The organism is Saccharopolyspora flava (assembly GCF_900116135.1).
Taxonomy (GTDB): domain Bacteria; phylum Actinomycetota; class Actinomycetes; order Mycobacteriales; family Pseudonocardiaceae; genus Saccharopolyspora; species Saccharopolyspora flava.
The window spans coordinates 1-12,701 of the sequence record NZ_FOZX01000016.1 but is presented as its reverse complement, the minus strand read 5'-3'; the positions used below and the strand labels follow the sequence as shown (position 1 = coordinate 12,701).

Here is a 12,701-nt window from a genome sequence, read left to right as displayed (position 1 = left end):
GCGAGGTGTGTAAGGTGGTCGACGCGGACCCGTCCTCATGCTCTTGAGGGTTGCGGGTCCAGCTTCTTCTTCAGCGGAGCCCCTCGCATCGACGGGTCCGCATCTGTCCTCCACGGGCCTGCATGACAGTGACGTGACTCCCGTCTTCGTCACGGGGGTGGGGTGGTGTCGTTAGGTTGGTGGCGGCGTGGTGCCGGCTTGCGAGGGAGTGCGTGATGGTGGGCGACCTGGCGGGCGGTCCGGGCGGGAAGCGGACGATACGACTCCTGGTGATCGGCGGTGCCGTCGTCTACCTCGTGACGATGGGTCTTCTGCAGTACAACTTCTCCCGGATGCATTCCCAGCTCGAATCGGTCACCGCCAATCTGGATCGCACGAACCGGCAGCTTTCCGCGCTCGAAACCCTCGAATCGCTCAAATCGGAGATGTCCCAACTCGACCGGAACATCGTGGCCATGCGCGATTTGATGGGGCCGTTCCCGAACATGGCGGAGAGCGTCGGCGCGCTCAACGGGCAGATCGCGAGTTTGAGCCGGACCATCGTGACGTTGCAGAGCGACACCGCGGGACTCCCGTCGGTGGCGGCGAGCATCCAGCGGATGAGCGGGGAGCTGCGCGGCATCACCGAGCGCATGGACGCGATGAACCGCAACGTGTCCGGGACCAGCGGGAACGTCGCCGACGTGGCGGGTCAGGTCGCTTCGATGGAACGGGCTCTCGGCGAGCTCCAGGCCGACGTGGCCGACATGGATCAGCGCCTCAAGTTCCTCCCGAAGGCGCCCGGCTGATCCCGCTGAGACGCGGAATTCTGCCGGGTGACGGCGGAAGAATTCATGCCGTCGCGGCAGGGTTGCTCGCCGTTCTCGTCGGTCATCTCACACTTTTCGCCGCCGAGGTAAACAACTGATCACGATGGCGGTGAACCGCTGGTCGGTTCGACACGTGTGGATAGTGTGGCCCTGCGGACGTTGATCATGTGCAAGGGGATTGGGGTCGCTTTTTCGTGCTGTTCTGGGGGAATCGATGAACGGGCCGGATGAGAAGGCATCCCGGTCGCTGGCCGAGTCGACGGAATCCGTTGCGGCCGTGCGCGATGCCGTCGGTGAGCTGGACCTGAAGCTGAACCCGGACGCGGGCGAGACGCTCCGCTCCGCGCTGGACGCGCGACTCTCCGAAGTGGACTCCTGGCTGTCGCGAGCTCAGAACCTCGCGCGGGAGGCACCTTTCGGGCAGAACCCGGTCGCCACCGCGATGTCGGGCAAGTTCGCCGGACGCGCCGAAGGTGACGAGCGCTCGCTGGTCGCGGTGCTCACCCGCTACCGGGAGGTCCTGGCCGACGCGCGGGACGCGATCGAGGGCGCGATGCGCACCTACCGCGAGACCGACGAGCGCGTCGCCGACTCCTTCCAGAAGCTCGTCTGATCCGAATGTCCCCGGGGGAGAACATGTCTCAGGACCTCGTGCTGGTGGAGACGCAGAACTGGGCGTCGCGCAGCCACCGGGAGCTCTACGACGCGGTGCACGTCGACAACGATCCCGGGCGGGTCGGTGAGCTCGCCGAGGAGTGGACGAAGCTCGGCCGCGAGATGGCCGAATCCGCCGACCGGATGGCGGAGAAGCTGCGCGACACCGAATCCGGCTGGCAGGGCGAGGCCGCCGACGCCGCCCGCGCGGCGATCCGCGAGCTGGCCGACTGGAGCCGCGACGCCGGTGACTCCGCCGGTGCGCTGGCCGATCGGCTGTCCGAGCAGGGCCGGATCATGGAGAAGGCCAAGGCCGAGATGCCGGAGCCGAAGGACACCGAGGTCCTGCGCGACCGCGTCGCGGTGCTCTTCTCCACCGACAACCTGGCGGCCTTCGCCCAGGCGGCGGTGGACCTGCGCGTCACCGAGGAGAAGGCCTCCGACGCGCACGAGCAGGCGGTGCGCGTGATGACGCGGATGGAGCAGGACTCCCGCGGCGTCGACGCCGACACCCCGACCTTCACCAAGCCGCCGGACCTGATCGAGGAGATCAAGCCGCCGAAGGCGGACCGCCCGACCCCTGAGGGGCACGAGTCCGCTCCCGAGGGAGACGGGCCCGCCTCGACGCAGCAGCAGTTCGCCGGTGGCGGAGCCGAGGCGACCCAGAAGCTGATGCGGCCCACCTCGGCTCCTCCCGGGCAGCAGGCTTCGCCGCCGGCAGGGCCCGCCGGTACCGGACCGGCCGGGGCACCGCTGGCGGCGCAGACCGGGCAGGCCGGGGCGAACGCGCCCACGGCGAAGATGCAGGTCCCCAAGCTCACCGGACCGAGCGCGACGGACGCGCCGACGGTGCGGGCCAGCCCGGTCAAACCCGCGAGCGCCCGCTCGACGCCGAAACCGCCGTCGCTGAGCGACTACAAGTCCCGGAGCACGCATCAGGGATCGACGCAGCACGCCTCCGGGGGCGGCGATCGGCAGGCGGAGAAGACCCGCAAGATGCGGCCGGTGCAGAGGCCCGGCGCGCGTCGCCCCGGGGCCGACGACCGGGACCGCGACGGCACGATGCCCCCGATCCCGGGCACGTCCGGTCCTCGCGGCGATGTCCCGCCGATCGGGCAGACCAAGGCGGCCGGTGGATCTCCCGGTGCCGCAGGCGGTTTCACCCCGCCGATGCCGCCCGGAGGCGGTGCGGCAGGTGGTGCGGCCGGTGGGATGTCCGGCGGCATGACCCCCGGCGGCTCGACCGGTACCGGGGGAGCCGGTGAGCACGGCGGCCCCGCCCAGGCTCCGGCCGGTGGCCAGCAGGCTCCCGGTCAGCCCGCTTCCGGTGGCGCCGGCGGGATGATGGGCGGCGCCGGGATGGGCAACCGCGGCCAGGGCGGTCAGGACGAGGAGCGCAAGGCCAAGTACGTCGAGGGCGGACCCGTCGTCGAGGTGCCGGGCAAGGACCTCCCGCCGCCGGTCATCGGCGAGGGCAAGAAGAGGAAGAAGAGCGAGGGATGACGAACCCGGACTTCGTGCTCTCCGCCGCTGAGTTCGACTTGCTCTTCGCGGCGCTGGAGCTCGGACGGCCCCCGTACCCGCTACAGGTCCCGAGCCTCGGCACGACGATGCGCGAACGCGCCGAGCGCACCGAGGAGGCGTTCCGGGAGCTGGCCCGGCGCGGGCTCGCCACCGACGGCGAGCTCGACCCGCGGCTGGCGAGCGCGCTGCGGCTGCTGGTGGACCACGACGCGGCGGTGGACGCGGTCGGGCACCGCGACGGGCCGATCCGCGCGCTCGCGGCGGTGAACCACCGCAGCGGCGTGGTCGCGGAGCTGGTCGGCGAGGAGCTGCGGCTGACCGAGATCCGCCCGACCGCCCTGGCCCTGTCGGCCGTGGCCGTGCTCCCGCCGAGCGAGCCGGGTCAGCAGCGGGCGATCTCGGTGCCCGCCGACGCCCTGGAGAAGGCCCTGGCCGAGGACGACGACGACCCGTTCGGCGGCGACGTCGAGGAGGACGTGGCCCTGGTCAAGGCCGGTCTGTCGCCGCAGGAGGCGGCCGTCGTGCTCGACCTCGCCCACACCCGCCGTGCGGGCGGCCAGTTCGGCGTTTCACGCGGAACCAGACGCGCCACAACCCTCGTGACCTGGTTCGACACCGACCAGGGCCGCTACCTCATGGTCGGCAAGGACGCGTGGCTGTCCATCGCCCCGGCCGATAACAAGAAGATCGAACACCGCCTCGCCGACGTCCTGGCCGAAGCGGCCTGACGCACCGAAGGATGGGGGATCCATGACGTCGTTCCAGGTCCAGGCCGAAGACCTGACCGCCCACGCCAGCCACCTGGAGGGGCTGACCGACCGGCTGGACACCGCGATCGCGGCGGCCGAGAGCGTGAGCATGTCCGACGAGGCCTACGGGATCCTGTGCTCGTTCCTGCCGCCGATCGTCAACCCGATGGAGCAGGACGGGCTGAGCGCGCTGAAGGCGGCGAAGGAGGGCGTGACGGTCACGGCCGAGAACGTGCGCGCCAGCGCCAAGGACTACCTCGACACCGACGACGCGAACTCCGGCGAGCTGAAGAAGTTCGACGAGGCGGTCGAGGTGGACCGTTCGGCCCTGGCGCTGCGCGGCGTCCCGCCCGTGGGCACGCCCGCGATGCAGGGCGACCTGCGGCCGACCGAGCGCAACACTCCTGCGTAGCAGGCTGATTCACCGGTGAACACCGAGGTTTTCGAGTTTTTGACGGAGGTTGTGCGATGACCGGAGGATTCGCGGTCGCCGGGGCGGACCCGGACGAGGCGGAACGCCGGATTCAGCAGTGGGCGCAGGGTTTCGCCGAGAAGGCCCAGCGCTACCAGGAGGTTCAGGCGCAGACCGAGCAGCTGAGGCTGTCGGCCAGCAGCCCTGACGGGCGCATCAAGGTGACCGTGCGCGCCGACGGCAGCGTCACGGACCTGGAGTTCACCGACAAGATCCGCTCGATGGCGCCGAACGAGCTCGCCGCGCAGATCCTGTCGACGATGCACCGCGCGCAGGCCGACATCGCCGCCAAGGTCGGCGAGACGATGCAGGCGACGCTCGGCGACGAGGACCAGCAGACGCGCGCGATGATGCTGGACAACCTCCGCGAGCGGTTCCCCGAGCAGCCGGACGACGAGGTCGCCGACGAGACGTCGTCGAAGTGGGACGGCCCGGCCGAGGAGGACGAAACCCCGGCCCCGCCTGCTGCTTCGGCCCCGCCTCCGGCGCAGCCGAAGCGGCCGCGCTTCGAAGACGAGGACGACGACGAGTTCGGCCCGGACTTCGATCCGCTGCGCGACTGATCCTTCCACCTGATTTCTCGTTCTGGGGGTTGTAGTGACGAATCCGCTGGTGGCGCAGCGCGAGGACTCGACGACGGCGTACAGCGGCATCCAGATCGCCGAGTCCGTCGCCGACACGCAGAAGGCGATCGAGTCGGGCGACTGGGCGTCCGGCGTCATGGGGGCGGTCGGCACCGGGCTGGACGCGCTGGGCATGGCGATGGACCCGTTCGGCGCGATCTTCTCGGCCGGCGTCGGCTGGCTGATCGAGCACGTCGGCCCGGTCTCGGACGCGCTGGACTCGCTCACGGGTGATCCGGACGAGATCAAGGCGCACTCGGAGACGTGGAAGAACGTCTCGGCCGAGCTCGACGCGATCAACACCGAGATGAAGGACCTGGTCAAGGCCGACACGGCCAGCTGGCTGGGCGAGGCGGGCGACGCCTACCGCAAGCGCAGCGAGGACACGGCGAACCTCATCGCCGCCGCCAAGGCCGCCGCCGACGGCGCAGCGGACGGCATCGGCACCGCGGGCGAGGTCGTGGGCGCGGTCCGGTCCCTGGTCCGCGACATCATCGCCGAACTCGTCGGCCACCTGGTCAGCTGGGCCCTGCAGGTCGTCTGCACCCTCGGCATCGCGATGGCCTGGGTCGTCCCGCAGGTCGTCGCCGAGGTCGCCAAGGTCGCCTCCAAGATCGCCGACATCACCACCAAGCTCATCAAAGCGATGAAGGCCCTCACCCCGCTGCTCAAGAAGCTCGGAGACGGCTTCGGAGACGCCAAGAAGCAACTCGACAAGATCAAGGCCGACGGCGCCAAGAACGACGGACCGGCCTCGACGAAGACGGCGAGCGCCGACGACAAGCCCCGGGGCGGGGACAACAGCACGCAGCCGCCGGGCGAGAACCGCGGAGACGGCAACGCTTCCACCGCTTCCCAGCACGCGGACGGGGACGCGTCACGAGCCGGGAACGGCAACGCCCGCACCGAGAAGAGCGCTGCCCGGCCCGAGGACCCGGTGGTCGCCGGACGTGATCGGGTCTGCAAACCCGGTTCGGGGGACCCGGTCGACCCGGCGACCGGCGACATGTTCGATTCCGCGGTGGACGTGCGCATCGAGGCCGCCCTGCCGTTGGTGTTGCAGCGCAGCCACATCTCGTCGTACCGCGCGGGGCGCCTCTTCGGCCGCACCTGGGCATCCACGGTGGACCAGAGGCTGGAATTCGACGCGCGGGGAGTCGTGTTCGCGGCCGAGGACGGTGCGCTGCTGGTGTACCCCGAGCCACCGGAGGACGGCGGTTCCGTGCTCCCCGAGGCAGGGCCCAGGTGGCCGCTGGCCCGGACCGCGGAGGGATATCGGATCTGGCGGCCGTTGACCGGCGAGATCCTCTACTTCGGGAAAGAGCCAGTCGGTATCGCCCCCATCGTCGCCGTGGCGGACGGAAACGGGAGCCGCATCGATTTCGACTACGAGGCGGGCGCGCTCGTCGGAATTCGGCACTCCGGCGGGCATTACGTCGACGTGATCGCTGAGGACGGCCTGATCAAGGAGTTCCGGCTGCGCGACAGGACCGGCGCCATCCCGCTGGTTCGCTACTCCTACGAGCACGAGCGGCTCGCGGAGGTCATCAACTCGTCCGGCGAGTCGATGCGCTTCAGCTACGACGCGGACGGCCGGATCACGCGGTGGGTGGATCGCAACGGGGAGTGGTACGAGTACCACTACGACGCGGACGGCCGGGTCGTGCGCACCGAGGGATCGGGCGGAGCGCTCACCGGTGAGTGGGAGTACGACGGCTCGACGACCCTCTACACCGACGCGTGCGGTCACACCACACGTTTCGACTTCAACGAGGCGCACCAGCTGATCCGCGAGACCGATCCGCTCGGGCACGTGACGTCGTCCGAGTGGGATGGGCACAACAACCTGCTGTCGCGCGTGGATCCGCTCGGCCGCACCGTGCGCTACCGCTATACCGAGCTGGGCGAAGTCGCCGCGATCATTCGGCCGGACGGTGCTCAACAACGGGCGGAGTTCGACGAGTTCGGCAGGCGCACCGCCGTGGTCGAGCCCGACGGCGGCGTGTGGCGCTACGCGTACGACGAACGCGGGAACCGCAGCTCGGTCACGGACCCGTCCGGGGCGGTGACCACCTACGCCTACGACGACCGCGGTCACCTCGAAGCGATGACGGACCCGGCCGGCGGGGTTCATCGCTGGGAGACCGATGCGGCCGGGCGGGTTCTCGTCGCCACCGACAGCGAGGGCGCCTCCATCCGGTACACGCGGGACCAGTTCGGCCGGGTCGCCACCACGACCGACCCGGCGGGGAACGTGACGAGGTTCCGGTGGTCGATCGAGGGGAGACTGCTGTCCCGGACTCTCCCGGACGGGAGCGTCGAATCGTGGCGCTACGACGCGGAGGGCAACGAGGTCGGGTACGTCGACGAAGCGGGCAAGGGGACCGTGTTCGAAACGACGCACTTCGACCTGGTGTCGGCTGAAGTCCGGCCGGACGGCAGCAGGATCGAGTTCGCCTACGACGCCGCGCTCCGGCTGACCGAAGTCCGGGCCCCGAACGGGTTGGCCTGGCAGTACCGGTACGACGGGGCGGGAAACCTCCTCGCGGAGATCGATTACGACGGCCGCGAGATCCGCTACAGCTACGACGCCGCCGGGCAGCTCGTCGAGCGGGTCAACGGAGCCGGAGAGGTCACGCGCTTCGTCCGGGACGAGCTCGGCAACGTGGTGGAGAAGCACGCCGGCGGCCGCATCTCGCGGTTCGAGTACGACGCGGCCGAGCGCCTGGTGCGCGCCGTCAACGCGGACGCGGACGTGGTCCTCGAACGGGACGCGCGGGGGCGCGTGCTCAGGGAAGCGGTCAACGGTCGTGCGCTGGAATTCCGCTACGACGCTGCGGGACGTCGCGTGTACCGGCGCACGCCAACCGGTGCGGAGAGCATCTGGAGCCACGACGCCGATCACCGCGCCACGGGATTGCGCACTGCCGGGCGGAGGCTCGACTTCGACTTCGACGCGGTCGGTCGTGAAGTGCGGCGGCGAGTCGACACCGGTGCGGAGCTCACGCAGCGGTGGGACGCGCGGGACCAGCTGGTGGAGCAGACCATGTCGGTCGCCTCCGACGATCCGGCCCACCGCCGACCGGTCCAGCAGCGCAGGTACCGCTACTTCGCGGACGGCCATCTCGCGGGCGTCGACGACCCGCTCAGCGGGACTCGTTCGTTCGAACTGGACGCTGCGGGCCAGGTGCTCGCGGTCCGGGGCGCTGATCGCTCGGAGCGCTACTCCTACGACGAGGTGGGCAATCTGCTGCAGGCGGCCTGGCGGAACGCGCCCGGCGCCGAGCCGGATGCCCAGGGAGCGCGCTCGTACCGGGCGAACCGGCTGCAGACCGCGGGCGGGTTGAGCTACATCTACGACGCGCAGGGGAGGGTCGTCGTGCGGCAGCGGAAGCGGTTGTCGCGCAAGCCCGATGCGTGGCACTTCAGCTGGGACGCGGAGGACCGCCTGGTCGGCGTGGTCACTCCGGATGGCGTGCGTTGGATCTACCGCTACGACGCCCTCGGCCGTCGAGTGGCCAAGCAGCGGCTCGCGGCCGACGGAGTGACCGTCGCGGAGCAGGTCGATTTCACCTGGGACGACGTCGCACTCGTGGAGCAGGTGCACAACGGCCGGCACGCCACCGTCTGGAACTACGGGCAGGACGAGGGGGTCGTTCCCATCACGCAGACCGAGCGGATGCTCACCCCAGAGCAGCATTGGGCCGACACCGCGTTCTACTCGATCGTCACCGATCTCATCGGCATGCCGACGGAACTGGTGGACCCGCGCGGGAACCTGGCCTGGCAGGCGAGGTCGACCGTGTGGGGCGAGCCCCTGGCCGCAACCGGGGGCCCGGCCACCACGCCGCTGCGTTTCCCGGGCCAGTACTTCGACGCGGAAACGGGTCTGCACTACAACGTCCACCGCTACTACGACCCGAGCACCGCTCGCTTCACCAGCAACGACCCGCTGGGGCTCGACCCGTCCCCGAATCCCGCCGCGTACGTGCACAACCCGCTCACCTGGATGGATCCTCTGGGGCTCACCGGCAGGCCTGGTGGCTGCAGCGGTGGCTCTCGCGACGTCGTCTACCGGAATCTCCGTGAGGACGAGGACCCGCGCAAGGGCTTGTTCGCGAAGGACTGGGAATACGAACCGAAGCGGTACGTGCGCGGTCCCAAGAGCGGCGAGATCAAGTACGACGACATGGGGACGCCGTCCGGGCACGTCGGCAACGGCAGCGGTGAGAACTTCAAGTCCCGTTTCATCTCGACCACGAAGGATTACGGCGTGGCGGAGAAATTCCGGGAACCGGGCCAGCGCACCGTGGCGATCGATCTGAAGAGGTACAAGGAGCTCGGCGGTGGCGGTGCCGGAAGTGTTCTCGACGTCTCGACCGAGGCGGGGCGTGCCAAGGCCACGTTCCTGTGCGGCGGAGGTTGGGGCAGCACGGCGAAGGGGTACGCCACGGGATCGCAGGAGGTCCTTCTGGGCGGAGCTGTGCATCCGGGAGCGATCACCCAGGTCCATCCCAAACCGTGATCCCGGGCCCGCGTGCTCCGCGGCTCCGCACTAGGCGGCGGCGCTTCTACCCGGAATCGACCCTGGTCGGCACCGAGGAACTGGGGCAAGGCGCGGGCTGAGCCGACGCTTGCGTCCGAAGTGGATTCATACCCGAAAACGGATTTATGTTCGGGTTTTTCGCGGTGGGTTGGGTGACGCCTGATCAGGTTTCCCGGCTCGCCGGGTTCGGTATCGATCTCTAGCGTCTCGCGCGTCGCCGGATCTTCGTCGGCGGCGTGGACCTGCCGTTGTGCGATGACGCGAATTCGGAGAGCGATGAAGTCATTTCGTGGAACCAGGATCAGACCGGGCCGAGCCGCTTTCGCCTTCGCTCTGGTCGCGCTCGCCGTCTTCGGTACCCCTCTTCCCCGTGCCGAGGCCGCCGATCCGCCGGAGGTGGTCGCGCAGATCTACCCGGAGTCGGTGCCCTCCGGCGGACTTGCCGACTTCAGCGTGAGCATCACGAACCACGGCGACGAGGCCTACACCGGCGGGACCATCGAGTTCCCCGAGCTGATGGGCAGCGGTCCGCTGTCGCTGGCCCGCAACCCCTACCTCACCAACGGCAGCTACAGCGACGGCGTGTGGCGGCTCGACGCGCCGATCGGCCCGGGTGAGACGGCGTCGATGTACCTCGGGCTCGCCGTCGAGGATCCCGACGGCGGTGTGGCCACGGTGACCACGACCGGATCGCTCACCTCCGAGAGCGGTCCCGTGCCGGTCTCGGCGCCGCCGGTCGTCCTCACCATCGAGCCCGCGCCGCAGTCGTACATGGAGATCTCCAAGAGCATCACCGGCCCCCGGCCCGGCCGCACGGCCGTCATGCCGGGCGAGCGGCTCGGCTACCACGTCGAGGTGACCAACACGTCCTCCCTCGCGCGTCCCATCATCATCGGCGATCTGCTCCGGCCGGCTCCCGAGGTCGCCGCCCACGATCTCGCGAGCGTGGTGATCGGCGGCGACCACGACTGCCCTTCGGGTGTTCCCGACGCGCGCCTCCTGCCCTCCGGCGGCGACGTCGAGGCGATCATGTGGAACGCCGGGCCGGACGCCTGCACGGTGCCCGGAGGCGGGACCATCACGATGGACTACGAGGCCACCGTCGCCGAGAGCGGGATCGGGCGCACCATCGAGAACCTCGCGTTCGCCCTGGCCGCTCCGGTCAGCGAACCGGCCGCGCGGCAGGGCGAGGAAGTCGCCCCCGGCGTCGTGCAGAGCGACGTGAACTCGATCGTCGTGGTGCAGGACATCTGCCAGACGCCGAATCCCACACCCGTTCCGGGAGAGCCGCCGTTGAGCATCCAGTTCCTCCCGGTACCGGTCCGCTCCGCCCCGGCGGCCACCGCGCAGCAGGACCGGCAGCAGACCGCGACGGCCGCGACCGCTGCGCCGACCGCGCGGCAGGACGAGTGCCCGAGCCCGCCCGCACCACCGGAGACGGCACCGCCGGAAGCGGGGCCGCCGGAGGAACCGCCTGCTGAGACCGCGGTGCAGACCCCCAGCGCACAACCGGTCGCGGCGACGCAGCCGTCGCGACCGCAGCTGGCGGTCACCGGCGTCAACCAGAACAGTCTCGTCGGCACGCTCCTCGCCGCGGCGGCCTGCCTCGCAGGCGGCCTCCTGCTGCTCCGCCTCACCCAGCGCCGACGAGATCACTGAACGAACCGAACACGCGGGGACCGCTCTCGGAAGAGGCGGTCCCCGCTCGCGTGTCGCCCCCGGCAGGACCCGCTCGGTTCACCAGGGGGTGTGGCGCCCCCAGCAGGACTCGAACCTGCGACCTAAGGATTAGGAGAAGTCGTTCCCGGTTGTTCCCGAAAGGCCCACTGTTATTCCCTCTGATCAGGCGTAATAGCGAACGCAAATGCCGGTTGTTCCTGGGTATCTCGGGGCATTTCTGGTTGATTTGTGGGGGTAAAGTGGGGGCGCTACCGGGGCTTCACGGCTTTCGCGGGGACCAGCTGTGTGACCACCAGGCCGGGCCTGCCGGAGCGGTTCGTCAGCTCGAACGTGGCAAGCGCCCACCAGTCGCCGACGCAGGTCTGGTGCCAAGCTAGCAGGACGCCGGGGACGGTGGCGGAGATGTCGATGCCGCCCGCTCGTACGTGGAGCGGGGTGTTCCGGTAGCCGACACCGCGTTGAGGCGGTAGGGCCTGCACCAGGTGGACCCAGATGGGTTGCGGGGTGTCCGGCCGTCGCCGTGTGCCCTGCCAGCCATCGCCACCCTCGTTCGCCACCTGGTGCCCGCTCCGACGTGAAGTTTGGTCGGGTCGGTCAGAGAGGCGCAGCGACCGACCCGCGCCGAGCTTTCTGGATCTTCCCCATCCTCCAGCTCGGCACTCTGAGCTTAGAACAGGTGTACGAATGATCGCCAGTTGTCTCAACAGTCCGAGCGGTTGGGCGGGTTCGCCGCATCAGGCAGGCGAACCCGCCCGGACCGCGCCTAGCTCTTGCGCCGCCCGCTATAGGTGGCGATGAGGCACTTGAGCGGCTCTGTCACGGCGAGCAAGGCGGCTATGGCGATCCCGCCCCCAACGAGAGATATGGGCACCCCCGCTTTGGATGCCGCGTACGACATTCCGAGCATGACCACAGCCGCAGGTGTTGGAGCCAGGCGTGCAGGCAAACTTTCCGGGTTGATCACTTGACCTCCCTAGGCGGAGGAGGCCCGTCGTGCGGATCGCCACAACTCACCGGAGCAACGGTTGTTGACCGTGTCTCGATATTGGGTAATGTTTTGAGTGTCAACGTGGAGATTGACAATCGGGAGCTGTGGCAGCGTAGGGCCCTGAACCCTGTGCTAGCCGCATGACGAGACCTCCTGTAGCTGACAACTAAGCAAGTTGAGATCACCGCCCGTTGCCGCGGGCGGTGATCACTTGCGTGTGTCAGGTTAGCGAAATTCGAACGCCGTTCGAGCCTCTGTGGCTGCACGGCGTGTCGCGGTGTTTGCCGTCTCGACGAGCTCAGCGCCTGGTTGGGCATTTTGGTCGCGGTAAAACTGACCACAGGTGGGTGACCACCTCGTGAAACGGAAACCTTCGTCCGCGGCTTGAGTGGTAAGGCGACCAGCCCCGCAACGTGCCCAGCACCGTCTTCATAGAGCTTTTCAAGCAGCCAATTCGTGACAGGTCGAATCCGCGGTAAAGCTTGTGGGTGGCGGTTTCCGTGGGGGCGCCTGCCGTCCGCCTGCGCCCGGCCGTCGGCGCCGGCGCGGACCGGAGGGAGCAGCCGGCGTCCGAGCTAGGCCGGGCTTGCATACAGCGGCAGGCGGCCCCGCAGGGGCCGCCCTTGATGAAGTAGAGAAAGTTTAAACACGCGGAC

At 69.4% G+C, this 12,701-nt stretch carries 9 protein-coding genes; 8 read left to right on the top strand and 1 reads right to left on the bottom strand.

Annotated elements, in window-relative coordinates:
- Positions 1-215 precede the first annotated feature (215 nt).
- The 8 genes from BM424_RS27815 (at position 216) to BM424_RS27780 (ending at position 11,036) form a co-directional block, all read left to right on the top strand.
- Positions 216-788 carry a hypothetical protein gene (locus tag BM424_RS27815; protein WP_093424212.1) on the top strand — a complete coding sequence of 191 codons (573 nt, stop codon included), beginning with the start codon at positions 216-218 and terminating at the stop codon, positions 786-788.
- Positions 789-1,023: 235 nt separating this feature from the next.
- Entirely contained in the window at positions 1,024-1,422 is a 399-nt protein-coding gene (locus BM424_RS27810; RefSeq protein ID WP_245776180.1) for a hypothetical protein, read from the top strand.
- Between the two features lie 23 nt (positions 1,423-1,445).
- Positions 1,446-2,966: a PPE domain-containing protein gene (locus BM424_RS27805; protein WP_245776179.1), complete on the top strand. Its 1,521-nt coding sequence runs from the start codon at positions 1,446-1,448 to the stop codon at positions 2,964-2,966.
- Entirely contained in the window at positions 2,963-3,715 is a 753-nt protein-coding gene (locus BM424_RS27800; protein WP_093424206.1) for an ESX secretion-associated protein EspG, read from the top strand. The genes BM424_RS27805 and BM424_RS27800 overlap by 4 nt, the downstream gene beginning before the upstream one ends.
- 22 nt (positions 3,716-3,737) lie before the next feature.
- The gene (locus BM424_RS27795; RefSeq protein WP_093424203.1) at positions 3,738-4,148 is read left to right on the top strand and encodes a type VII secretion target; all 411 of its coding nucleotides are present in this window, start codon (positions 3,738-3,740) and stop codon (positions 4,146-4,148) included.
- A 56-nt stretch (positions 4,149-4,204) separates the two neighbouring features.
- Entirely contained in the window at positions 4,205-4,771 is a 567-nt protein-coding gene (locus tag BM424_RS27790; protein WP_093424201.1) for a YbaB/EbfC family nucleoid-associated protein, read from the top strand.
- Positions 4,772-4,805: 34 nt separating this feature from the next.
- Positions 4,806-9,356, top strand: coding sequence for an RHS repeat-associated core domain-containing protein (locus BM424_RS27785; protein ID WP_139274191.1), 4,551 nt, complete (start codon positions 4,806-4,808; stop codon positions 9,354-9,356).
- A 417-nt stretch (positions 9,357-9,773) separates the two neighbouring features.
- Positions 9,774-11,036 (top strand): hypothetical protein, encoded by a 1,263-nt coding sequence (locus tag BM424_RS27780; protein WP_093424195.1) that lies wholly within the window; start codon positions 9,774-9,776, stop codon positions 11,034-11,036.
- Positions 11,037-11,305: 269 nt separating this feature from the next.
- Here the strand turns inward: BM424_RS27780 and BM424_RS27775 are convergent, their stop codons facing one another.
- Complete coding sequence (locus BM424_RS27775) at positions 11,306-11,614, bottom strand: hypothetical protein (RefSeq protein ID WP_093424192.1); 309 nt, start codon at positions 11,612-11,614, stop codon at positions 11,306-11,308.
- Positions 11,615-12,701: the final 1,087 nt, after the last annotated feature.